Annotated in this window: 18 protein-coding genes and 1 tRNA gene; 10 read left to right on the top strand and 9 right to left on the bottom strand. The window is 60.5% G+C overall.

What is annotated here, in order from left to right:
- Positions 1–203: 203 nt before the first annotated feature.
- Complete coding sequence (locus HMPREF3147_RS12340) at positions 204–1,715, bottom strand: recombinase family protein (protein WP_070421670.1); 1,512 nt, start codon at positions 1,713–1,715, stop codon at positions 204–206.
- 453 nt (positions 1,716–2,168) lie between these two features.
- On the opposite strand from HMPREF3147_RS12340, the gene HMPREF3147_RS12335 reads away from it, so the two are divergent.
- From HMPREF3147_RS12335 to HMPREF3147_RS12325, 4 genes are all read left to right on the top strand, one after another.
- Positions 2,169–3,638, top strand: coding sequence for a SpaH/EbpB family LPXTG-anchored major pilin (locus HMPREF3147_RS12335; protein WP_070448139.1), 1,470 nt, complete (start codon positions 2,169–2,171; stop codon positions 3,636–3,638).
- 193 nt (positions 3,639–3,831) lie between these two features.
- Positions 3,832–4,737 (top strand): class C sortase, encoded by a 906-nt coding sequence (locus HMPREF3147_RS12330; RefSeq protein ID WP_246815787.1) that lies wholly within the window; start codon positions 3,832–3,834, stop codon positions 4,735–4,737.
- Positions 4,738–4,741: 4 nt separating this feature from the next.
- Positions 4,742–5,584, top strand: a complete 843-nt coding sequence (locus tag HMPREF3147_RS12655) for an isopeptide-forming domain-containing protein (protein WP_083276507.1) — start codon at positions 4,742–4,744, stop codon at positions 5,582–5,584.
- A complete protein-coding gene (locus HMPREF3147_RS12325; RefSeq protein ID WP_070448135.1) occupies positions 5,584–9,084 on the top strand; it encodes a prealbumin-like fold domain-containing protein in 3,501 nt (1,166 codons plus the stop codon). The genes HMPREF3147_RS12655 and HMPREF3147_RS12325 overlap by 1 nt, the downstream gene beginning before the upstream one ends.
- Positions 9,085–9,162: 78 nt before the next feature.
- Here the strand turns inward: HMPREF3147_RS12325 and HMPREF3147_RS12320 are convergent, their stop codons facing one another.
- The 3 genes from HMPREF3147_RS12320 to HMPREF3147_RS12310 all read right to left on the bottom strand — a co-directional run bounded on the left by HMPREF3147_RS12320 (position 9,163) and on the right by HMPREF3147_RS12310 (position 10,509).
- Positions 9,163–10,092 carry a class C sortase gene (locus HMPREF3147_RS12320; protein WP_070448132.1) on the bottom strand — a complete coding sequence of 310 codons (930 nt, stop codon included), beginning with the start codon at positions 10,090–10,092 and terminating at the stop codon, positions 9,163–9,165.
- 107 nt (positions 10,093–10,199) lie between these two features.
- Complete coding sequence (locus tag HMPREF3147_RS12315) at positions 10,200–10,388, bottom strand: hypothetical protein (RefSeq protein ID WP_070448130.1); 189 nt, start codon at positions 10,386–10,388, stop codon at positions 10,200–10,202.
- A gap of 47 nt (positions 10,389–10,435) precedes the next feature.
- Positions 10,436–10,509 (bottom strand) — tRNA-Gly (locus HMPREF3147_RS12310).
- Between the two features lie 87 nt (positions 10,510–10,596).
- Here HMPREF3147_RS12310 and dcd point away from each other — a divergent pair.
- Positions 10,597–11,169, top strand: coding sequence for a dCTP deaminase (dcd, locus tag HMPREF3147_RS12305; protein ID WP_046647118.1), 573 nt, complete (start codon positions 10,597–10,599; stop codon positions 11,167–11,169).
- 59 nt (positions 11,170–11,228) lie between these two features.
- Entirely contained in the window at positions 11,229–12,551 is a 1,323-nt protein-coding gene (locus HMPREF3147_RS12300) for a UDP-glucose dehydrogenase family protein (RefSeq protein ID WP_210384607.1), read from the top strand.
- On the opposite strand, the gene HMPREF3147_RS12295 is transcribed toward HMPREF3147_RS12300, so the two are convergent.
- Positions 12,481–13,707: a YibE/F family protein gene (locus HMPREF3147_RS12295; RefSeq protein ID WP_070448147.1), complete on the bottom strand. Its 1,227-nt coding sequence runs from the start codon at positions 13,705–13,707 to the stop codon at positions 12,481–12,483. The two genes, HMPREF3147_RS12300 and HMPREF3147_RS12295, sit on opposite strands and share 71 nt — an antisense overlap.
- A gap of 121 nt (positions 13,708–13,828) precedes the next feature.
- On the opposite strand from HMPREF3147_RS12295, the gene HMPREF3147_RS12290 reads away from it, so the two are divergent.
- On the top strand, positions 13,829–15,208 hold the full coding sequence (locus HMPREF3147_RS12290) for an HNH endonuclease signature motif containing protein (RefSeq protein WP_070448125.1): 1,380 nt from the start codon (positions 13,829–13,831) through the stop codon (positions 15,206–15,208).
- Between the two features lie 78 nt (positions 15,209–15,286).
- Here the strand turns inward: HMPREF3147_RS12290 and HMPREF3147_RS12285 are convergent, their stop codons facing one another.
- From HMPREF3147_RS12285 to HMPREF3147_RS12270, 4 genes are all read right to left on the bottom strand, one after another.
- Complete coding sequence (locus HMPREF3147_RS12285; RefSeq protein ID WP_070448124.1) at positions 15,287–16,510, bottom strand: pyridoxal phosphate-dependent aminotransferase; 1,224 nt, start codon at positions 16,508–16,510, stop codon at positions 15,287–15,289.
- A gap of 10 nt (positions 16,511–16,520) precedes the next feature.
- Positions 16,521–17,132: a DUF1707 SHOCT-like domain-containing protein gene (locus tag HMPREF3147_RS12280; protein WP_236659372.1), complete on the bottom strand. Its 612-nt coding sequence runs from the start codon at positions 17,130–17,132 to the stop codon at positions 16,521–16,523.
- Between the two features lie 19 nt (positions 17,133–17,151).
- Positions 17,152–18,381, bottom strand: coding sequence for a cation:proton antiporter (locus HMPREF3147_RS12275; RefSeq protein WP_070448120.1), 1,230 nt, complete (start codon positions 18,379–18,381; stop codon positions 17,152–17,154).
- A 69-nt stretch (positions 18,382–18,450) separates the two neighbouring features.
- Complete coding sequence (locus tag HMPREF3147_RS12270; protein WP_070448118.1) at positions 18,451–21,294, bottom strand: (Fe-S)-binding protein; 2,844 nt, start codon at positions 21,292–21,294, stop codon at positions 18,451–18,453.
- Between the two features lie 112 nt (positions 21,295–21,406).
- Here HMPREF3147_RS12270 and HMPREF3147_RS12265 point away from each other — a divergent pair, with 112 nt between their 5' ends.
- Genes HMPREF3147_RS12265 through HMPREF3147_RS12255 form a run of 3 tightly spaced genes read left to right on the top strand, consistent with a single transcriptional unit; the run spans position 21,407 to position 23,037 of the window.
- On the top strand, positions 21,407–21,979 hold the full coding sequence (locus HMPREF3147_RS12265; RefSeq protein WP_070448116.1) for a DUF6230 family protein: 573 nt from the start codon (positions 21,407–21,409) through the stop codon (positions 21,977–21,979).
- Positions 21,969–22,433 (top strand): DUF6114 domain-containing protein, encoded by a 465-nt coding sequence (locus HMPREF3147_RS12260; protein WP_246815786.1) that lies wholly within the window; start codon positions 21,969–21,971, stop codon positions 22,431–22,433. Before HMPREF3147_RS12265 ends, HMPREF3147_RS12260 begins: the two co-directional genes overlap by 11 nt.
- Positions 22,426–23,037: a hypothetical protein gene (locus tag HMPREF3147_RS12255; RefSeq protein WP_070448114.1), complete on the top strand. Its 612-nt coding sequence runs from the start codon at positions 22,426–22,428 to the stop codon at positions 23,035–23,037. The genes HMPREF3147_RS12260 and HMPREF3147_RS12255 overlap by 8 nt, the downstream gene beginning before the upstream one ends.
- The last annotated feature ends 55 nt before the right edge of the window (positions 23,038–23,092 follow it).

Raw genomic sequence — 23,092 nt, 5'->3', positions numbered from 1 at the left:
AGCGGGGGCAGGATTCGAACCTACGACCTCTGGGGTAACAAGAGCCGTGTCATACTTCCTGCGAACGCCACGGTTGAGCAGTGTCGCCCCCGATACACGAAGGCAGATCTCCCCCGAACTGCCGGCTCCCGTGGCGTTCCTTCGTAAGAGCTTTGCGCGCCGCAGCGCATGCGCGCGATTGTTGACGTGTCACACACTGCAACCTAGTTCCACACGATCTGCACCGATTCAGGGTTAAAGGTCTTGGTGCCGCGCACGCCACGGCGCAGGCGCACCTGGCACAGGGTATTGATGACTCGGCGCTGCACGGCAAGCTCTGCGTTGTCGAAGGCATCCACGGGCGAGGCGTAGCCGGTTGTGTCGAGCAGCGCCGATGCGCCAGCAAGACGGGCACGGCGCGTTTCGAGTTTCTCGATCTGCGGCTCATAACGGTTTCGCGCGCGCTTGAGGTCACGGGCCTCGATAAGCTCCTCATCGTAGTCAGCCTGGACGCGGGCGAGCTTTGCGCGAAGCTCAGCGAGTTCGTCGTCGATGGCGTTGACCTCGTCGTCGTCCACAGTCGGCAGCAGGTCCGCCAGGTCGTCACGGCCAAGGCGGGCGCGGATCACGGCGAGCACAAAATCATCGACGCTATGTGTGCGCACTAATCCACAGGCGGCGCAGCGGTAGCGGTCGGCATGTGTGCGCACGGGGTTGCCACACTCGTCGCAGACATACAGACCCGAGCCGAGATGGCGGCGAGTGTTCCGGCGCTCCTTGTTGGTCAGCCGGTCGGGATCGTCGAGCACGTTCTGCACGCGCCACCACAGATCTGGTGTGACGATCGGCTCCCACTGCCCTTTCACCGGCTCGCCGGTATCGGGGTCGCGGACGATATGCGTGACACGGCGGTATTTGTTCTTCACGCCTTTGCGCTTGGCCTTCTTATAAGTGGAGTAACCCGCATACACGGGGTTGCGCAGGATCGAGTGCAACGACGTGTAGGCCCACGGCTGCGCGTCGGGAACCGGCTTTTCTTCCTGGCCTTCAGCGCGGCGTCGAGCGTTGCGCTCTGTGACCACGGTGTACATATGGCGCGGCGTGGTCGGGATATCCGGCAAGCCCGGTTGATCGACCCCAGATAAGGCGCGCGCAATGTCGCGCATGGAGTTGCCCCTCTCGACAGCGCGGAACATACCGAGCACGGCGGCGGCTTCGGATGGAATGATCTCGCCGGTGGAGGTGTAGCCGATAGGGCGCACACCGCCGGAGTACCAGCGGCCCTGCTCGGCGCGTTGCTGTTGCGCACGAGACTGGCGCATGCTCTTTCGCTCGATCTCGCCGCGTGCCACGGCTGCTTTGATGCGCGCGTACATTCTGCCGCCGTCGGTGGCAAGGTCAGCATCACCGTTCGCAGTGACGAGTTTCAGCCCCTGCTCCTCTGCCCTGTCGATCCACTCTTCGAGCTGCCAGGGCTGCCGTGTGAGGCGGTCGAGGTCCCAGCAAATGATCGCGTCGATCTCGCCGCGCTCAAAGGACGCCACCATCGCGTCGTAGTCGGGGCGGTCCACGTCCTTCTTCGACGCGGAGATCGACTGATCGACGTAGGTATGCACGACGTCCCAGCCGCGTTGCTCGGCAAGGGCTTCGCAGTCCTGGCGCTGCCGGTCGATGGCGAGGCCGTCCATGGCAGCATCGAGCGAGATACGGAGGTAAATAGCAGCACGTGTTGTCATGCCGCTAACACTAGCGCGCCTCAGGTTACATTGAAACGAAACTCCACGGGGGTAAAATCGAATAGGTTTACCCTCTTAAATGGGTAATGTGTTCAATTTCACGCGAAACTATATGACGCTTCAAAAACGGTTGTTGACCTGCGAAAGAGGTTTTCACGCTAGTGCGGATGAAGCGGAACCTTGAGTGATCTGGCTGAATCTCCGGGGGGGGGGGGGCTTTGGTCGGGGGCTTTGCCTCAGGTGCTGGGGATAGAATCTAGTTATGTAATCCACAGGCTATCGTTAGTTAAGGTTGGGGCCTGCGTAGACGTTTCAACCTGAAAACTACTCTCGGCAGGCGAAAGATTCTTAGCAACGAGTCAGGTCATGGTGCGTGAACCGTGGGGAATGGATTGCACACAGCCAATGGGGCGCGGTGCCTCATTTCAGAACTCGTGTAAAGGACCAATTTCCGTGAACAAGATCTCTCGTACCGCTCGTTCAGTTGCCTTCGCTGCTATCGCCGGACTCGCTTTGGGCGTTTCCGCTCCGGGTGCACTGGCCCAGGAGAACCCTGGCGCTGAGCAGGGGGCCGTGAACAAAGCAAACATCGATTTCACTAAGAAGGGTTCGATCACCCTCTTCAAGAAGAAGGGTGCTGAGTCTGGTACTGCGGCTACCGGTAAGGAAATGGCAGGCGTTCCGGGTGAGGCTCTGTCTGGCGTGACCTACAAGATCACCAAGCTCGATTACGACCTGCAGAAGGATGATTGGGCGGCGTTCCCGAAGTCGGCTGCTGACGTCAAGGACGACAAGAAGACTGCGGAAACCAAGAAAGAAACCACCGGCACTGATGGCAAGGCAGCTTTCACTGATCTGCCTTTGGGCATCTACTTGGTAGAGGAAACTAACGCTCCGGACGGCATCGTTGCCGGTGCTCCGTTCATCGTGTCGGTGCCGATGGTTAACGAGGCATCGGATGCCTGGAACTACGACGTCATCGCGTACCCGAAGAACACGGAAACCAAGACCGAGAAGACTGTCAAGGATGCAGATCAGAACATCCAGGACGCGTACACCTACACCATCAACGCGGATGCTCCGACCTGGGGTGCGGGTAAGAGCCTGACCGCCTTCCGCTTCGAGGATCAGCTGGACCAGCGTTTGAACTTCCAGAAGGTCACCGAGGTCAAGGCTGGAGAGACCGCTCTGGGTGCCGGTGACTACGAGGTCAACAATCCGGCTGAGAACGGAAACAAGCTCGTCGTTAAGCTGACCGACCAGGGCCTTGCCAAGGTTAAGTCCGGTGACAAGATGTCTCTGACCTTCGAGGTCAAGCGCAAGGAAGTGGGCGACACCACTGAGCTGAAGAACCAGGCTGACGTCATCTTCAACAACCCGAACACCGGCAACGAGGTCAAGAACAAGACCAATGAGGTCGTGACCTACCACGGCAAGCTGAAGGTTGTGAAGAAGGACGGCAAGGAGGACGGTAAGGTCCTGGAAGGTGCTGAGTTCGAGCTATACCAGTGCACCGCGGCAAATAAGCTGGGCGGTAAGTTGACCGTCAAGGAGCAGGACAAGTGGACCACCGGTGCTGACGGCACCATCACCATCGACGGACTGCACGTCACCGACTTCGCAGATAACGCACAGGTCACCGACATCAAGAAGTTCTGTCTGAAGGAAACCAAGGCTCCAGCGGGCTACGCACTGCCGGAAAACCCTGTTACCGAAATTGAGTTCACCCGCGAGAACATCGCGAAGACTGGTGAGCTCGAGGGTGACGACGCCGTCACCCTTGTTTCTGAAATTGAAAACATCAAGCGCGACACCCCGAACCTGCCGATGACCGGTGGTGCCGGTGTGGGCATCCTGGCTGCTATTGGCGCAGCAATTGTTGCTGCTGGTGCTTGGTTCGCTCGTCGTACCGCGCGCAACTAATAGCCGGGCGTAGTTCCGGTGGCGCAGACTGTCCATGATGGTCTGCGCTGCGGGTCGGGTAATCAAAATATGGTGCTCGACCCAGTGAGGGGACTGGGCTAGGTATAGACTTCAGTCCCCTTCATTCTCTTTCGTTGTAATCCCGGTCGCGCTGCGCTAGCGCGTGGGGCATTGTTTTGGGTGGTGCGGGTCGTTGACTACGGTGGTAGGCCAAAATGCAGGCCGACGGCACAGGCGCCGTGGAGGCCTAGTCCTTCCGGCGGTAATCGTTGTCGTTGGGTTGTTGGTGATGCTGTACCCAGTGGTCTCGACCGCATGGAACAATTGGAACGCCTCAAGAGTGGCGCAGGAATATGCGCGACTGGATAAAGAGACACCGGCGCAGGTGCAGGATTCGGTGTGGGATGCTGCACATGCATACAACGAAGAACATACGTCGGGTCCGATCTTGGATCCGTGGCTGAACCGTATCGGGGTAGACAATCCCGACTATGAGGCTTATTTGAAGCAGTTGGGTGAGACCGAAGCGATGGCCCGCCTCGTGTTCCCAGCAGTAGACGTTGATCTTCCGGTGTTTCATGGCACCGCAGATAAGACACTGCAGCGTGGTTTGGGGCATTTGTATGGTTCTGACCTGCCGGTCGGTGGATCAGGAACCCATTCCGTCATTACGGGGCATACGGGTCTGGCAAATTCGACGATGTTTGATCACCTCGACTCTACCACCGAGGGAGATGTGTTCTATATCCAGGTTGCTGGCCACAAATTGAAGTACGTCGTAGACGACATTCAAGTTGTGCTGCCGAGCGAGGTAGATGGCCTACGGCCAGTCGCTGATCAGGATTACGTCACACTGATTACGTGCACCCCGTACGGGATCAACACACATCGCTTGTTGGTACGTGGCCATCAGGTTCCTATGGAGCCGGGGGAGGAGTCGGTATTTGAAGGCTCCCACGGCCCGGGTTGGCAATGGTGGATGTACGCACTGTTGGCTGCGGTGATTGTCATTGGTTGCTGGCTGGTGTGGTGGCTGCGACGGCAGAAGGCGGCCGGAGCGCAAGAAATTATTGGTGAGGAAAGTAGCGTGCGGGAGTAAGGCGATGAAGAGGTTGACAAATACTTGGTCGGCCCGAATGGTTGCCGTCGGAGTAGCGTGTGCAATTGCGTTCGCTGGGCCGGGCATGGTTGCTGCGGGTGCGGTACAGGTTGTCGGGCAACAGACTACTGGTGCGGAACGCACCGTAGATACGGATACGGTGACTGTTCGGCTTACGCAGGGCAATCCCGACGACGATGGGCAGGCACCTTCGGGAAAGATTCAGGGAGTCACGATACATCTGGCCCGGCTCGCCGGCCTAGATCCAAACAACGCTGACGATGTAGCACGCGTGCAAGACGCGGGTCTGGCCGAGGTTCGTGAATGGCGTACCGACGTGCACGTGGACCAGGTCACCGATGCCAATGGAGAAGTGACCTTTGACGGTCTAGCGGATGGCTTCTACGTAGTGACGTCGTCGGCGCCAGATAACTCCTACCGGGAGATCAACCCATTTGTGGTAGCGGTTCCATTCCACACTGTGGCGGACAATCCGAAACCAGTGCCAGGAGTAATTGTGGCCAAGACTCACAAACCGGGTGAAACACCAACGCCGCCCACGACGCCGACTACTCCGCCGTCGCATCCGAATACGCCGCAAACAACTCCAAACTATCCACCGACTAAGCCTGGGAATCCGCCACACCAACCCGAGACAACACCGTCGAGTACTCCAGGTGCAGGTAAGACCTCCACTCCGGCAGCTCCGTCGGGGAACAGTGGCTCATTGGCGATGACCGGTGCACAGGTACTCGGTGTGGTTGCCGCAGCGATGGTGTTGATCGCCACTGGTTTCGTGATGATTGCCTTTAGTCGCAGGAAGAATTCAGAAAGCGAGGGACGCTAATGTCCTGGACAGATGCTCACCCGGCCGAGCCGGTAGTGTACCGCTGGCGAGCTTTTGCGGCGTTCATTGCTGCACTGGCTCTCATTGTTGGTGTTGCTGCACCGGCTGCTCTGCCCGGAATCGTTGGTGCCGTCGCCGAAGCACAAACCACGGCTCTGCGCACCGAGCTCGATTCTGCAGACCAGCTGAGCCTGACTGCTGGCGACTCCGCAACATTTGAAGGCCACTTTGTTGACGCCGGAACCGTGGAGGAGTTGGAGTTCACTGTTGAGACTGCAGGACTGGAGTTCGAAGGCTCGGCCTACACACTGACTATCGACGGCGAAGAGATCCCCGTCCGCGAAGGAGACAACCTCGTTGTAAAATCAACCAGCTCTTCAGTGACTTTCCGAATCACTGGCCTTTCTACTGACGTGCCAGCAGGAGCAGCTTTCTCATTGAAGACCCCAGCGGTCGCAGAGGATTCCGAACTTAGTGGGATGTCCGTCGATGTGCGGGGAGTAGCCGAGGAGACGCCCAGCACGTCTTCAACGGAATCCAGCGAAACCCCAGAAGCTCCTTCGGAAGTGACTGAGCCGCTGGAAATTGCTGACGTTGACGAGGCTCCAGCTCGCCTGATGGCAGCACCGAACATTACCCCGTACGCTGCAGGCGACCGAACCATCACGATGCAAAACGATGGTTACGTGCTCAAGGGAAGCCGCTATATCCCGAACTTTAAGATTCCGTCCGGTGAGCTTTTTGGCGGCCAGCTGTCCATTCCGCAAGGCACGGTGGTTACCCTCAAATCCAGTGTTAACAGTTATTTATCGACTAACGATGAGGACCTGACGATCTATTACACAGGTGCCAACGGAAGTTGGAACGAGGCGAAGGTGACCTACAAAAAGATTAGCGCTAAAGAGTACCAGGTCACCCTTCCACAGATCACTATTGGCGGTAATGCACAGATACAATTCAAAGGCGTTCATCGCGGTGCAGCCAACACAGTGTTTACCGCTTCTCTCACTGTTCCTGCGAAGGAAGAATGCAAGGATCCGGTAACAAGCAGAAAACCAAAGCGCGAACTTACCCCAGCTGAATTTGCCGACGGCAGCCCCATCTACGTGGTGACCAGTGAGCCCCTCGGGCTGAACCGAGATACCTCTGTCCTGCGCCGCCAGATCGATCAGGGGCGTGACTATCAGCAAGTCGGCGAGAAAACACCATGGGTCTATAACTCTCTGGCCTTCAACTCGAGCGATAACTGGCTCTATGCGGTGAGCCAGATTCGCGGCCTAAATGGTGATCCTTGCTACCCGGCAGGAAATCTCCTGCAGATTAATCCGGCGACCGGTGTGGTACATAACCTTGGGCCTATCCTTGCGGCCGGAAGTACCGGTACCCCGTTCGAAACGAGCAGCGACCGGGATGTGCTTAACGCGGGCGTGTATACCAGCGAGGGTTTCTTCGTGGGCAACACATCTACCTCTGGTACTCGGCACCTTTATAGAATCGATGTCGGTAACGTCACTGCTAAACGTGTGTTCGGAAACCAGCAGTCTTTTTCGGAGGACTGGGCGGTGCTCCCGCAAGCCCAGAAGTATATGTGGGGTTTCCAGAGTAAGTCTAAGGCAGGCGACAAGCTTATCCTTGAACGCATTGACACACAGACCGGCGACATCAGGACCTGGGATCTCACCGACATCAAGACCTTGGATGGGCGCAAGATCTCTAACCCCTCTGCTTCTTGGGGCAAGGCGTGGACCTATTCCAATGGAAACCTAGGTTTTGGCTCGGGTAGTGCGAATGCGAATCAGCTGGGCTTTGAGCTGAAAATCAGCAACCCCGATTCCGCTAGTCCGGAATTCGAGCTGGTTAACATCATGAATAATCTGCCGGCCTCTTTCAACACGGACGCTGCCTCGGACCTAGTGCCCCCGCCGCCAGCGCTGCAATCAAACATTGCGGTAAAGAAGCAACGCTCCGAGACCAAGGTGGTAAACGGTGAAGTGCGTACTTTCTGGACCGTCACCCTGGAAAACACAACTGATAACGCCAGTTCAGGTGGTACGTTCTGGGAGTACCTACCAACGGATACGCACTATGGAGTGAACGCTTCGGGCCCCACTGCTAAGTTCGAAGGCTTCGGGTCTGGCTCCACTCTCGTCAACGGGCGTAAGCCAGGACCCAACGAGATTGGCCCGGGGACCGGTATTTATGCCGGAATGACCCTGCCGTCAGCTACAGCTGGTGAGTCGCGGTACATGATGGGATATGTGGGTACCATCCCAGGCAAAGCGAAAGTAGAGTTCGTCGTCTCGGCGCCTGTGCGCAAGGATGAGAACGGCAACCTTAAGACGGTGTGTAGCCCGAACAGGGTGTCTTTCCAAGCCACGGACGGTGAGTCGAGCCCGGCTGAAAACGATAACGTTGCCACCGATGCTTGTGTCGATAAGGTTGCCGTCGACAGTGCGCCGAAGCCGGTTCAAGGAAGCACGAATGAATACACCGCGAAGTACAACGTTGTTGTAGCTGCACCGGACGCCCCCGGCTTCGACACCAACGACGTGATCTACGGAAAACTAACGGACACCCCGAAGTTCGTTGGCGCAGCCTCGGTTACTGGAGCCTCTGTGGTCTTCAAGGACGAGTTCAACAAGACCAGCGAGCCGCAGTCCTATCAGGGTGCCGGTCCGTACGAACTCAATAAAAATGAGACTCCGAAGATCATTAAGCCCAAGGGCGTCAATGGAAGCACCGGGCAGCACGTCTACGAGGTGACGGTGCGTTTCAAGCTGGACCGTACAAAGCTGGATAGCACCTCCGTACCCGCTGGGTACCCGAGCCAGCCTGCAGGTAACTCCCGCTGCTACACCAAGGGTGGCCTTTATGAGCCCAACTTTGGCCTCATGAACGAGGCAGAGATGGGCGGTTGGAAAGACACCTCTTGTATCCCGCTGGAGACCAAGCAGATGGATGTCCTGCTTGAAAAGGTTAGCTATGATCCAGCCGCGCCGGACAAGATTCAAACCGACGAGTTGCTCGACGGCGCGCAGTTCACCGTCCACCGTGGTGACGCTGACGGCAACTTGAAGCTCAACGCGGATGGCACCGTCAATACTGATGCTAACCCCGTAGTGAAGCAGTCCACGACCACCACCACAGGCCGCGTCAAGCTCGAAGGCTTGGATGCCCCTGGCGTGTACTACCTCATCGAGACCAAGGCGCCGGACGGCTATAACCTGCTGCCCGCGCCGATCAAGTTCTCGACGGAGTGGGATCAGAATGGCAATGCAGTCATCAAGGTTCTCTCCGGAGGCACAGCGATCACCAGTAATAGGTGCGCTGAGTCCGACACTGCTGCCAATTGCGTAAAGAAGGTCGGCATCCTTCAGGTCGCCGACATCACCAAGGGTGCACTGCCCAAGACCGGTGGTGAGGGCGTAGGCCTGTGGGCTCTCGCTGGTGCCGCTATTGTCGCGGCAGGGTGCCTCGCTTTGCGACGCCGCTGGGTATAGAACCACCGCTTGCGGCTACTTTTAGAAAAGGCCCGCTCTTCCAGGGAAGGGCGGGCCTTATTGCATGTTCATTGGCGGTTAGGAGTCTTGCGGGTCGTCGTCAAGCGCGGTGTCCTTGGCGTTGCTGACATATTTGCGCCACCAGTAGATGAGCAGAAGCACGATGATGGCAGCGGCAGCCAGGATGGCCCACATCCACCACTGCCAGTGAACACCCGAGCTGTTGAATGCGGCCTCGTCTTCCGGATCCATCGGCACTCGGTGGCCGGTGACGAGCAAGCGGTGGGTATTTACGCCGTAGGGAGTGCAGGTAATGAGCGTAACGAGGTCCTGGCCAGACTCACGGTGAAGCGAGCTGGTGTCTGCTGGCTCGACGACGCGAATATCGTGCACCTCGTACTTGAGCTTCTCGCCGCCGGCGGCGATATAGAAAGCATCACCTTTCTTGACCTTGGTGAGATTGTCCCACAGCGTGGCGTTTTGTAGGCCGGTGTGAGCAGAGAGTGCTGCGTGCCGGCCCTCGCCATCACCTACGCCGCCGACAGGTAGGTCTGTGCCATAGAGGTGGCCAGCGCCGCGGGAGAGTGCTTTTTCTGAGGTGCCGTGATAAATAGGCAGATCAGAATTGATGGAGGGGATAACAATGCGGCCCAAGGCATCGGTCTCTGACAACACAGACAGGTATTGGCGGTAGCGCTGGTACTCGGGAGAGTTCTCGTCATCGGTGGTGGTCCAAGCATCTTCCACACTGATTTGGCCCAGCTGGGCGTTGTAGGCCTGTGCCTCCTCCCAGGCGGTGTGCAGTACCTCTGGTGGGGCTTGCTTCTCCAGCTTGGCGTATTCCTCGGCGGCGCGGGATTGGGTGTGGTTGTTCCACTGCGTGGCCACCACGGGGTAGAGCAAGACACCGAGGCCGACGAGGATCAGAATTAGCGCAATGATGGCGTTGGGGTTGACGCCTTTCTTCTTGGGTGCGTCGCTGATTTCCGCTGGTTCGTGCTTGCCCATTGTGTCCTGCCTGTGGGTTTTGTTACCGCACGCCCTGGTATTGACGTGGGGGTAGTTTTTGAATCTCAGGCTAGGGACGATGTAGCTCTGAGAGAAAACGTGTCTGTCTAGTCGCCGATAACGAAGCACAGGGCTTCATACCGATTTAGAGTGGCCTCGTCGATGGCTAAAATTTGATCAACCGCGCGCTGTTCGCGGAGCTCATCGATTGTGCGGGGCGCAAGATCTTGAAGTACATGCTCACGTTCAGCGCGAAGCTCCGCTGTGGTTTTGGGCGTGAAGATAGGGGCTGTCATGGTACATCCTGTAGGTATGAAATTAGTCCATGAACTGGGAAAATACGTGGAGCCGACGACGGGAATCGAACCCGCACTCTCAGCTTGGGAAGCTGATGTTCTACCACTAAACTACGTCGGCGCAATGCAGAATGTGCATCGTCATAAAGCTTAGCACCGCCGCCGCCCGAGGCCATAAAAGGCCCAGTGGGGAGGTAGACTATCAACCGTGCTTCTTTCTGATCGTGATATCCGTGCCGCCATCGCCGCTGATGCTCCTGAGCGTTTGAGCATCGAGCCTTTCGACGCCGAGATGGTCCAGCCTTCCTCCATCGATGTGCGCCTAGACAAGTTCTTCCGCGTGTTTAATAACTCGCGCTACACGCACATCGACCCCAAGCAGGAGATGCCGGACCTCACCAGCGAGGTGGAGGTGGCTGAGGGCGATGCCTTCGTCCTGCACCCCGGTGAGTTCGTGCTGGGCGCCACTCTGGAGAAGTTCACCCTGCCGGCTAACCTGGCGGGGCGTTTGGAAGGCAAGTCCTCTCTTGGCCGCCTGGGCTTGCTGACGCACTCCACGGCGGGATTTATTGATCCGGGTTTCTCCGGGCACATCACGCTCGAGCTGTCCAACACCGCGAACCTGCCGATTACTCTGTGGCCGGGGATGAAGGTGGGGCAGTTGGCCATCTTCAAGATGTCCTCGCCGGCGGAGGCGCCGTATGGCTCCGGCGCGCTGGGTTCGAAGTACCAGGGCCAGCGCGGGCCGACGCCGTCGAAGTCCTATCTGAACTTCCGTTAAACTTTTCGTGCTCGCCGCGCGCTTCTGGTCAACCGCGCCTAAAATTCCCGGTTATGCGTATGACTGTGATTGGTACCGGCTACCTGGGCGCGACGCACGCCGCCTGCATGGCGGAACTCGGCCACGAGGTGCTCGGTGTAGACGTGGATGAACACAAGATCGAAGCGCTCAAGAACGGCCGCGTGCCGTTCTACGAGCCTGGCCTGCCGGAGGTGCTCGAGCGCAACATCGAGTCCGGCCGCCTGGGTTTTTCTACCAGCTATGACGACGCCGCGGAGTTCGCCAACCTGCACTTCCTCGGCGTAGGAACCCCGCAGGCACACGGCTCCTATGCGGCGGACCTAACCTACGTGAAGGCCGTCATCACGGAGCTCGTGCCGCGCCTCAAGGGCGAGCACATCATCTTCGGTAAGTCCACCGTCCCCGTGGGCACCGCAGCGGAGCTGCAGCAGATGGCCAATGAGCTTGCCCCGGAGGGCACCAGCGTGGAGATTGCGTGGAACCCGGAGTTCCTGCGCGAGGGCTACGCCGTCAAGGACACCATCACCCCGGACCGCATCGTCCTCGGCGTCGGCGAGGCAGGACGTGCCGAAGAGGTCGCCCGTGAGGTCTATGCCCAGCCATTGGCGCAGAACACCCCGTTCATCGTGACGGACCTGCAGACTGCCGAGCTGGTCAAGGTCTCCGCCAACGCCTTCCTGGCCACCAAGATCTCCTTCATCAACGCCGTGTCTGAAATCTGCGAGATTGCCGGTGCGGACGTGGTCAAGCTTGCCGACGCCATCGGCTACGACGAGCGCATCGGCCGCAAGTTCCTCGGCGCTGGCCTGGGCTTCGGCGGTGGTTGCCTGCCCAAGGATATCCGCGCCTTCATGGCGCGTGCCGGCGAGCTGGGTGCGGACCAGGCCCTGACTTTCCTGCGCGAGGTCGACGCCATCAATATGCGCCGCCGCGACCGGGTGGTGGACCTGGCCAAGCAGGCTTTCGATGGTTCCCTTTTGGGCCACCGCGTTACCGTGTTGGGCTGCGCTTTCAAGCCCAACTCGGACGACGTCCGCGATTCGCCAGCACTCTCCGTGGCCGGTTCGCTTTCCCTAGCAGGAGCCGCCGTGACGGTCTATGACCCGCAAGGTATGGAGAACGCTAAGAAGGTGTTCCCGACGTTGAACTACGTGGCGTCGGCAAGCGAGGCACTCAAGGACACCGAGCTGGTCATCCTCGCCACCGAGTGGCAGGAATTCCGCGACCTCGACCCGGCTGAGGCCGGCGAGCTCGTGGCCCGCCGCCACATCATCGATGGGCGCAACGTGCTCAGCGTCGATGCTTGGCGCGAGGCTGGCTGGACCGTCGAGGCGCTTGGTCGCGTCCTTCCGGCACAGTAAACGCCGCAATCGCGGTGGTCAGGGGCACCGCTAGTGTCAAGGCCATCGCGCCCAGCAGGGAGCGCAGAACCTCCGTGGCGACGAGGTCACTGGAGAGGATCTGCAGGGCTGGGCGCTGCGCCGCCGTGATGAGCATGAGCAGCGGCAGGGCCGCGCCGGTATAGGTCAGCACGATGGTATACACCATGGAAGCGATATGGTCGCGGCCCACCTTCATGGCTGACAGGAAAAGCGCGCCGGGTCCGGCTGTGGGGTCGGCGGCGTGGAGCTCGCGCACGGTGGAGGCCTGCGCCACCGCGATGTCGTTGAGGCTGCCGAGCGCACCGATGATGAACCCGCACAGCAGCACGCCCACGACGGAAACGCCTGGCATGTAGAGCAGTAACTTGAGGTTATCTTCCGAGCTCGAGCCTGTTAGCGCCGTGCTGCTTATCGACGCCCACCCCAATGCCCCCGACAACGCTAGCGCCACCAATGCGCCTCCCAGGGCGGAGGCTGATTTCCAGTTCACGCCGTGCACGAGAGGAACGGCGAGGAAAAGGATGGCCGCGCAGGTCACGAGGGCTAGTGGCAGCGCCGAATGGCCCTCAATGAGAGAGGGGATGAGGTAGAAGAAGACGATTGCCAAGCTGATTACAAGGCCCACCAGCGCGCGCAGTCCGTGCCAGGCAGCGAAGCCAATGATGACAAGGGCCGCGATAATAGCCCACAACGCAAGGTTTCCACTGCGCTGAAAATCAGCGAAGGCATAGGTGCCGTCGCTGGAAACTGTCAGTATTACCTCGTCACCGGGGTGGAGGGTCGGGTCGCTGGCCAGGCCGTGGAAGATGAGTTGGGTTTTGCGCCCTGTATCGTCGCCGGAGGTCAAATCTATCAGTGCACGGGTGCAGCCGGTGTCCTCGCTCGCAGCGGGAATCAGCGGGGCTTCGTCGAAGGCCTGGCCGGCGTGGGGGTCGCTGCAAAGATGGTGATCTACGCGGTCGACGGTTCCGGTGACCTGTGGCTGATTGAGCGCATAGGTAGCGGAGAAATCGGCGCTGGTGTGCTCGGATGTTGGGGTGGTGGGGCGCAGTAGAAACAAACCCGCAAGCGTTATCAGGGCGGTGAGCGCAAGAAAGCTGATGAGCCCCATACGCCACGGATTTAGGTTAGTCATGCCCATCATTGTGAATGAGTTTCATTAAAAAGAAAACTATTGATGACGCGATCAACAAGTTATCCACAGGCTGGCGGCGGTGCCGTTGTGTGAGGCGGGTGGGGCGTTTAGCGTTGCTGGCATGAACCTCGTGGAAGCGCATCTTCGCAGCCAGGCGGCGGGCATCGAGCTCGTCGCCGGCGTTGCGGGGCTCAGCTTCGAGCAGCTGCGGGCGTGGGGTCCCGAGTCTGTGGCACGCGCCTTGCTGGCGCTTTTCGACGTCTACTTTGCCCCCACCTCCTTTAAGCGCAAACAAGCGCGCGCTATTGCAGCGGCTCGCGATAATGGCCACGCCCTGCCCACGCTGCTGCTCATTGAGCGCTTCGCAGGAAGGCTGAAGAAGCAGCGTGAGGCGTGGGATTTGCGCATTGAGTTGTGCGGCATAGCTGGTGATGAAAAGGCCGTGGCCCACTATGCACGCAAGCGCATCCGTGAGCTCAACCCGCCGCCCGCGCCAAAGCCTGGCGTGACAATTCGCCGTGGAAAGGAGCTATCCAAACTTACGCTCACGGCCCCGGCCGCGCTCATCGAGGACCTGCGTCCCAACATCGACGAAGACGATCCCGTCGGCTCGTTTACGGCTGCGTTTCGAGAAGGCCGCCTCGCCCGCCCCGTACCCCAGACCCTCGCCGTCATGGAGCTTCCCGAGTACGCCACAATCTTGGGCCGCTTGGGCGACCCGTCCACCCCGCGCCCCGACTCCGCAGAATCGAATGCGCCTTCCTCGGCACCTCTTTCCTGCACAACAGCGTCCTCTGCAGCCGCAACTCCTGCTTCCAGCCAGCCAGATACACCCACTGCTGATGCCGGCCACGATGCACGTGCTGGCAGCAGCGATGTGACGCCCGGCCACGACACCACAGCATCTGCCTCCAGTGCAGCGCCTGACCTCGGGGATATCGTGGTCCAGCTATCCAACGGCGCCAAGATTACGGGCAAAGAACTTATCGAGCGGGAGTTCGCCGAAGAAGGACTCGTCATGCTCGTCGACCGTGTCAAAGGCCCCGTGGAACTTCACCGCACCCAGCGGGTTGCCTCGGAGAAGCAGCGCATCATGGCAAGTGGGGAACAACCAACCTGTGCTTGGGGCCGTTGCTTGTGTGGGGCTGACTATTGCCAGATACACCACATCCAAGAATGGAGACACGGCGGCGAAACGAATCCTGAAAACCTCACCCCGCTGTGCAAATACCACAACGCTATTAACGGACTGCCGGGTCGTGGCCGCATCGTGCGGGAAAACGGCAAGGTTAAGTGGGTGCCGGCTGGTCCCCGCGATCCGCGGGAACCGGTACATCCGCACCGCGCACCACGCGCCCAGCGGATTCACGAAAACCGTCAAGACACAGTAAGCACCGTTGCGGTGCCTAGCACAAGCCGTCGCGCCCAGACCGCAAAGCCGGCCGAATCACCGACATCCACACGTTCTGAGCCGGGAAGTCCCGCCCCACCCGACTGCTAGCGTTTGAGCCAAGAGGCGCCTGAATGCTTCTGGCAGCGAGGGCGCCTCTTTACGCCTGCCCGATCGTGGGAAGCAGGGCTACTGGCGGTAGCTCACCAGGAAGTTGCCGAGCCGCTCAATCGCGTTCTCCAGCTGCGATGCCCACGGCAGCGTAACCACGCGGAAGTGATCCGGCGTAGGCCAATTGAAGCCGGTGCCTTGCACCATGAGGATCTTCTCGGCGCGCAGAATGTCGAGCATGAGCTTCGAGTCATCGTGGATCTCATAGACCTCTGGATCCAAGCGCGGGAAGCAGTACAGCGCGCCCATCGGCTTTACCACGGACACGCCGGGAATCTCATTGAGCTTCTCGTAGGCAATATTCCGCTGCTTGAGCAAGCGCCCGCCCTCACCGGTGAGCTCATAAATGGACTGCCGCCCACCCAGCGCGACCTGGATCGCGTGCTGTGCCGGCACATTTGGGCATAGGCGCGTGCCCGCCAGCAAGTCCAAGCCCTCGATGAAGCCACGCGCATGGGACTTCGGGCCCGTCAGCACCATCCAGCCAGCGCGGTAGCCGGCCACGCGGTAGGCCTTGGACAAGCCATTAAACGTGATCGTCAGCAAATCCGGGGCCAGGGAGGCGATCGAAATGTGCTTCGCACCGTCGTACAGAATCCGGTCATAAATCTCATCCGCCAGAATCAGCAGGTTATATTCGCGCGCTACGTCCACGATTTTCTGCAGCGTTTCACGCGAGTACACGGCACCCGTCGGGTTATTCGGATTAATGACCACAATGGCCTTGGTCTTCTCCGTTACTTTTGCGCGAATATCTTCAATGGAGGGATTCCAATCGTCCTCCTCATCGCACAAATAGTGCACAGGCGTGCCACCCGCCAGCGACGTCGCCGCCGTCCACAGGGGGTAGTCAGGGGCGGGTATGAGAACCTCATCGCCGTCGTCAAGCAGCGCCTGCGTCACCATCGAAATCAGCTCGGACACGCCGTTGCCCAAGTACACGTCATTGACGTCGAAGCTGGGGAAATCCTCCAGCTCATAGCGGGTTACAATCGCGCGCCGTGCCGGGATAATACCCTTCGACGTGGAGTAGCCCTGCGAGGTCGGCAGCGCCGCAATCATGTCGCGCATAATGACATCCGGCGCATCGAAACCAAACACCGCCGGGTTGCCGGTGTTGAGCTTCAGAATGCTGTGCCCGTCGAGCTCCATGCGCTCGGCCTCCGTAGAAACCTCGCCGCGAATATCGTAGGCAACGCCCTGTAGTTTGGTGGATTGATCAAAAATCCGGTTCTGAGTCATGCCGGATATGTTACTTCTGGTTCCACTGTTCCAGCTTGCGTTTGGCCAGATTCATCGCATCCCCAGTAATTTCACTTGCTTGGCGACGCCTCTCCGCCCACTGCGCCTGCTCCAACGCCCGCATCTGCGCGCGTTCTTCAGCGCCGGCGGCTTTCAGCTCGCGCATGCGCTGGCGCTCGATCTGTCGCGGCGACGGACGGTGCCAGGACTCCGGCCCCACCTTGGCCACGTAGAGCATGATCCACAACGCGGGGATGAGGAAGAGCAATCCGGTGCCGGTGAGTGCGGCGGTGACGCCGGACAGAGCAGCGAAGGATGCAATCGAGCCGAAAAAGAGCCCTAGCGAGCCAACCAACGCGGTGGCCAAGCGGGGTTTCCGGGTTGATTGGTAGGCGCGGGCGACCTCACCTTGGGAGTAGATCTTGAGCTCGCTGCTGGCCTTGGTGGGGATATCCATGAAGACATCTGCCAGTTCGCGGCGGGTCGTTGCCTGCATCACCGCGTCGGTGCGCTCCTCAAACTCATCCATGGTGAGGCGACCTTCACCCAACGCCTGGGCGAGGTCATTGACGGCGTCGGTCCGTTCGGCGTCGGAAAGCCGCATGCTGAAAGGATTAGTCACATTGGCTATTTTAACAGCCTTAATCCTCTGCCTTTGCGGGTTCCTTTTCGCGCACAAGGCCGGAGAGGAACGGGAAGATTGCAACGGTGAGCGCGCCGCCGGCGATGAAGATCGAGGCGATCTCAGAATCGACGATGCCCGAATCCACCGCTAGCGTCATCACCGCCACGATAATGGGCAGGCCGGTCGCCGCGTAGAGGGCAACCTGGATGCGTTCGCGGGTGGTTTCGACGTTGGAGCCGGTTTGGTGAAGGTTTTCGCGTAGGAACACCGGCAGGCCGCGGGTCACCAGGATGAGCAGCGGGATGCCGAGGACCTTGATGGGTTCGTCCAGGATGACGTTCCAGTCGATTGCCATGCCGGAAACCACGAAGAAGACGGGGATGAGCATGGAATAAAAAACCACGTCGAGGCGGTTTTCCAAGCCTTTATGGAACTCATCGGGAATGATGCGGTTGAGGATGATGCCCGTTGCAAAGGCGCCCAGGACGATGTCGAGTTCGAATACCGCCGTCACTGCCATGAGGATGGCCAACATCAGGATGATGAGACGCATGATGGTTTGGTTGGTGGAGCCCGCCCCGGAGATGAAGGCGTCCTTGAACCACGGCATGAGGGTGGTAATGGCGAAGGGCATGACGGCCACGGTGACCGCGATTGCGATGAAGGCGAGAAGAATCAGCATCGTTGTCCACGTGGAGCGCGTTCCCAAGAGGAGCGCCATTGCAGTAATTGGCGCGACCTCACCGATCGCGCCGTGGATGACCACGGAATCGCCCACTCGAGTGCCCAGGAGTTTGTCCTGTTTGAGCATCGGTGTGATGGTGCCCAGAGCAGTCGAGGTCAAAGCGATGGCCATGACGATGGCGCTGGGGATGTCATCCATGAGGAAGTAGGCGCCGACGCCACACGCCACCACGCAGATGAGCCACGTGGATAGCCCTGTGGCGGCTTCCCTCGATTTCAGGGCGGCGAGGTCAATTTCGAAACCCGCAAGGAGGAACAGCGCGCCCACGCCGAGCTCCTTGAGCATGCCAATGCCGGGGTCTTCGTGCGCCAAGCCCAACATCGAAGGGCCGATGAGCATGCCGAAGAAAATAAGCAGCGCCACGGCCGGCATCTTCTTGCCTAGGGCATGGGATACCAACGGTGCTAGCAGCGCTACCACCATGATCCATGCGAAGGACACCAGCGAGTCGGTGTAATTGCTTTCGCCCGAGGCGAGGACGTAGGTCACGTCAGTGTGCATGGAGTAGAGCGTACCTGTGGGGTATCAGGCACGCCTACCTTGCGCGGCGTTGATGTGGCCGACGTCGCACTAGTCCTTGCTTTCCGACGCCCCTTCCTCCGGAGCCTGCGGCGCAGCCGGAGCCTTCGGCGGGGGAATCGGCGCGGACGGAGCGGCGGGTGCTGCTGGCGCAGTCGGAGCTTTCGGCACCGAAGGAGTATCCGCGGGTGCTTGCGGTGCCGCGGGCGCCGCCGGAGCTGCGGGTGCTTGCGGTGTGTTTGGCGTTGTTGCAGCCTTGGGCGCCGCCGGGGGAATTGCTGGCGCTGCCGGAGCGCCGGGAACGTTTGGTGTTGTCGTAGCTTTGGGCGCCGCCGGGGCAGTCGGTACAGCGGCCGCGTTTGGCGTCGATGGTGCACCGGGTGCCTGGGGTGCGGCAGGTGCTGCGGGGGCGTTCGCTGGTGCCTGGGGCGCGGCGGGTGTGTTCACTGGTGCCTGCGGTACAGCGGTTGCGTTCGGTGCCGGAGTGTTTGCAGATGGAGCCCCGGGCGCGTTCGGTGCGGGCGGTGCTGCAGGTGCTTTGGTAGCACTTGGTGCCGTAGGAGCAGTTGGAGCTCCTGCCACCTGAGGCGTAGTTGGGGCCTGCGGGGCACTGGGAGCCGTTGGCGAAGCCGCGCTGGGTGCAGTCGGCGTTGATGGCGCCTGCGGTGCGCTCGGCGCGGCGGGTGCTTGCGGTGCGCTCGGCGTGCTGGGGGCAGATGGCGCTGCGGGCGTGCTCGGCGCGTTGGGCGCGGATGATGACGCGGGCGTGCTTGGCGCGGCGGGTGCTTGCGGCGCGGTGGACGGGATGCTGGAAGCCTCCTCCGAGGCGGGCTTTTCTGGGACGGGTTCGCGGCGGGGAGTATCGAGGAAGGCCTTCTCGCGCGCGGCGGGAAGTTCGCCAGTGGGGGCAATGGCGTCGCGCAGCATGAGCGCCACATCGCTGACCTGTGTCTGCGGCGCGATGGACTTCACGCCACCGGTGAGCATGACATTGCAGAACGGGCAGCCCGTCGCAATCTGCTCCGCGCCCGTCGCCACGGCCTGCTCCGAGCGGAACTCATTAACCCGATTTCCCAAGTTTTCTTCCATGAACATGCGCGCGCCACCGGCACCGCAGCAGAAGGCCGCATCGCGGTTGTGGTCCATCTCCGCAAGCGATGCACCGGTCGCCTCCACGAGCTCACGCGGCGGGTCGAAGACCTTGTTGTGGCGGCCCAGGAAGCACGGGTCGTGATACGTGACGGGTCGGCGGTTCTCCGGCGACCGCGGCACGGGCACGAGCAGCTTCTCCCGCACCAAACGGTTGAGCAGCTGCGTGTGGTGCAGCACATCGAAATGGCCGTCGAAGTCCGGGTACTCGTTGCGAATCGTGTTGAAGCAGTGCGGGCACGTCGTGATGATTTTGCGCTGGCCCTTCGGGACGCCGGCGAAGGCGTCGTTAAGCGTGGCAACGTTCTGCTCCGCCATCACCTGGAACAGGAACTCATTGCCGGCACGGCGCGCCGGGTCACCGGTACAGGCCTCGCCCGTGGCCAGCACACCGAACTTCACGCCGGCGGTGTGCAGCATGTCCACCACCGCGCGCGTCGTGGCGCGGCCCTTGTCGTCGTAAGCACCCGCGCAACCGACCCAGAACAGGTACTCCAGGTCCGAAAAGTCGGCGGCGTCCTCGCCGATGATCGGCACCTCGATGCCGTCGGCACGCGCCTCATCAATCCACGCGCGGCGCTCCGAAGCGTTGCGGCCCCACGGGTTGCCCTTCGTCTCCATGTTCTTAAACAGCCCGGTCAGCTCCGACGGGAAGTCGGATTCCGCCAGCACCTTGAAGCGACGCAGGTCCGCCACGTGGTCGATGTGCTCGATATCCACCGGGCACTGGTCCACGCACGCACCGCAGTTGGTACAGGACCACAGGACGTCATCATCAATCGTGCCCGCCATCGCCAGCACGTTGAGCCCCTCGTGTGGGTTGTAATTATCCAGCGCGCTCTGGCGCAGGTCCATCATGAGCTTCTTCGGGCTCAGCGGTTTGTTGGTGTTCCATGCGGGGCACAGGTCCTGGCAGCGGCCGCATTCGGTGCAGGAGGAGGCGTCGAGAAGCATCTTCCAGCTCCCTGGCTCGAGGTCCTCCAAGTCCGGCGTGGGGAGAGCACCCAGCGCCTTCTCGCCGTCGGCGTTGCGTTGGAAGAAGATGTTGAAGAACGCCATGAAGCGGTGCCACATCACGCCCCATTGGAAGTAGTGGGCGATGCACGCGATGAACACCAGGCCCGTCAGCAGCTTCACCAGGGCAAAGAATTGCACCATGCTTGGCGACGCCTGCATAACCCCCGCCACACGCATCGTCAAGAAATCAGCCCACGGGGAGCCACCGCCGTACGTGGCGATGGCGGCGGCCTTGACGGCGAGCATGCCGAGGCCTTCGAGGAAGACGATGGCCTCCACCAGGCGTGCGGGGAAGACCTGCGAATTGTAGAAGCGGCTGCCGCGATCGGTGTGGCCGAGCTTCAGGCGCACGCCGATGAGGAAACAGATACCGAGCACGGTGCCGATGGCGAGGACCTCTTCGATGAAGTGGTACACCGGCCAGTCGCTGAGCCACGGCCAGCCCTTATCGGGCGCGAAGGTTTGGATATAGGCCTCGAACCACACGATGGCGCCGAAGAGGAATCCCACCATCACGAGCCAGTGCGCGGCGTTGACCAGCGGCCGGCCTTTGAAGTGGGTATGGCCGAAGACTTCGATGAGCACGCGGCCGAGGCGCGCCATGGGGCGGTCGGTACGGTTCAGCTGTGTGGGCCCGCCGGAGCGGATGAACCGAAACAGCACCGTGAGGCGGTAGAAAAAGTACAGCCACACCGGGACCGATGCGGCGATGACAATCCAGCCGAACATGAGCGCTCCTTTGATTGCTGCTGTGCGTGCCTCCTACCTTAAATCCTCGCCGTCTAAATCAGTGAGTCAGGATTCAGCTATCATCTTGAGGGCTAAGAATTCAGGAGGCGTTGTGGGCAGAATCAATGTTCCGAAGGCCGCAGTGGGCCTCGTTGCGGGCTTCGCAGCATTCGGAGTGGCCGGAGTTGCGGTTGCGCAGGGCGGTCTGACGGCGAATCTGGCGCTCTCGGGTACGTTCTTCAACGTCAACATTCGTCACTTGGAAGGCGATGGCTTTTCCTTGTTTGTGGATAGCGACAAGAAGGGCGAGGAGGATGTTCCCACCGCGCGGCTGAAGATGGAACACGCCGTGGCCTCGGATTTGTGTCTTTATGTCACCACTGACCTGCCTGTGGTTGGGGAGTCCACGCTCGCGCTCAAGGCGAAGGGCGATAACAGTGTGGAGGCCACTGGTCTCCTCGTTGGTGCGTCGAATATCGAGGGCTCGCTGGTCATGCAGGACGCGAACGTGGGCATCGACGCCAGCCAGCTGTCCCAGTCCGCCGACCCGGGGACGTGGGGCCTCTATGCCAAGCAGGTTTCGCTGACTGCCGACGACGTCCGTGCCACCTCCCTCGGCGCGAAGACCTTGTCAGCGAAGAACGTGGGCGTCTCTGTGGAGCGGGGCCGCGGCAATGTCTGCTGATCACGCTGGGGATTCCGACGCAGCACTGCATGGAGCGGAAGCGCCGGATTCTCTCGATGTCGACCAGGCTGTAGCTCCCGCGGCAGCCACAGGCGGGGTGTGGGCGCGGTTTAAGGCGTGGCGTGACCGGCGGCCGTTCTTTCCGGGGTTGCTGCTCATACTTTCGGGAATCGTCATCGCTATGCCCGCCTATTTCACGGTGCAGATTTCGGATTTACTCGTGATGATTTCCACGGTATCGGGTGTGTCCACGCTGCTCATCGGGGCGCTGCTCGTCATGTTTGGTCTCGGTGCGTGGTTCCGTCCCACCACTGCGACGTACCTGGGCGTGCTGGGCATCATCGTGGCCGTAATCGCGCTTCCCACCTCCAACCTGGGTGGCTTCCTCATCGGCTCAGTGCTCGGCATCGTTGGTGGCGCGCTGACCTTGGCCTGGGAGCCTAGCGATGGTTAATCGCCGTCGTTTGCGTTGGCATCAGAGCGTGGTTCGCCCTGCGCGCGTGAAGGCCGGGGCAGCCGTGCTCAGCGCGCTAATCCTGGGGAGTAGTGCGGGACTAGTTGGGGCGCAAGTTGCGCCCGCACAACCTTATTTCTCCACCGTGACGGCTGATGAGGTGACGCTGACGGGGAACGTGAAAGCCTCGCTGGGCACGATGCCCACCCGCGACGGGGAGGTGCGCGTCCTCGAGCTCACCGGGGACCGCCTCGTCGTGCGCGATTTGGCTATCACGCTGCCGGGCAACGCCGGCGATGGCCTGCTCACCACGGACGACGCCTTGACCGAAGTGGAGGGGTCAGTGCGTATCGTGGCGACGTCCCTGACCTCCACGCCCACCGTCGAAGGCGTGCGCACCGTGCCCGTCACGGCGGATCTCACCAGCGACGATATCAATGCCGTCCTCGATCAGCTCGGTATACCCCAGCCGAATCCTGTCCCTGATACTGAGCTTCCCGACGCCCTCATGGAGCACCTTTCCTTAAGCGACGTCACCCTTGAGTTGGCGAACCTCACGGGTGACACGTTCTCGGCCCCGACAGTGTCCATTACCGTCGAGTAACGGCGATGCGCCGGGGGCGTGGCGTCCTAGCTCTGCGTTATGCGCAACTGCGGCG

It is taken from the genome of Corynebacterium sp. HMSC05D03, from assembly GCF_001807205.1.
Classification (GTDB): Bacteria; Actinomycetota; Actinomycetes; order Mycobacteriales; family Mycobacteriaceae; genus Corynebacterium; species Corynebacterium aurimucosum.
Note: the sequence above shows the minus strand (reverse complement) of the source record. Positions and strands in the feature narration are given on the sequence as shown.

Excerpts from the sequence above, each read along its gene's own strand:
- HMPREF3147_RS12285 (WP_070448124.1), bottom strand. The coding sequence starts at position 16,510 with ATGACTCAGAACCGGATTTTTGATCAATCCACCAAACTACAGGGCGTT.
- HMPREF3147_RS12260 (WP_246815786.1), top strand. The coding sequence starts at position 21,969 with ATGTCTGCTGATCACGCTGGGGATTCCGACGCAGCACTGCATGGAGCG.
- HMPREF3147_RS12275 (WP_070448120.1), bottom strand. The coding sequence starts at position 18,381 with ATGCACACTGACGTGACCTACGTCCTCGCCTCGGGCGAAAGCAATTAC.
- HMPREF3147_RS12270 (WP_070448118.1), bottom strand. The coding sequence starts at position 21,294 with ATGTTCGGCTGGATTGTCATCGCCGCATCGGTCCCGGTGTGGCTGTAC.
- HMPREF3147_RS12655 (WP_083276507.1), top strand. The coding sequence starts at position 4,742 with ATGAAGAGGTTGACAAATACTTGGTCGGCCCGAATGGTTGCCGTCGGA.
- HMPREF3147_RS12325 (WP_070448135.1), top strand. The coding sequence starts at position 5,584 with ATGTCCTGGACAGATGCTCACCCGGCCGAGCCGGTAGTGTACCGCTGG.
- HMPREF3147_RS12290 (WP_070448125.1), top strand. The coding sequence starts at position 13,829 with ATGAACCTCGTGGAAGCGCATCTTCGCAGCCAGGCGGCGGGCATCGAG.
- HMPREF3147_RS12295 (WP_070448147.1), bottom strand. The coding sequence starts at position 13,707 with ATGACTAACCTAAATCCGTGGCGTATGGGGCTCATCAGCTTTCTTGCG.
- HMPREF3147_RS12315 (WP_070448130.1), bottom strand. The coding sequence starts at position 10,388 with ATGACAGCCCCTATCTTCACGCCCAAAACCACAGCGGAGCTTCGCGCT.
- HMPREF3147_RS12340 (WP_070421670.1), bottom strand. The coding sequence starts at position 1,715 with ATGACAACACGTGCTGCTATTTACCTCCGTATCTCGCTCGATGCTGCC.
- HMPREF3147_RS12300 (WP_210384607.1), top strand. The coding sequence starts at position 11,229 with ATGACTGTGATTGGTACCGGCTACCTGGGCGCGACGCACGCCGCCTGC.
- HMPREF3147_RS12320 (WP_070448132.1), bottom strand. The coding sequence starts at position 10,092 with ATGGGCAAGCACGAACCAGCGGAAATCAGCGACGCACCCAAGAAGAAA.
- HMPREF3147_RS12255 (WP_070448114.1), top strand. The coding sequence starts at position 22,426 with ATGGTTAATCGCCGTCGTTTGCGTTGGCATCAGAGCGTGGTTCGCCCT.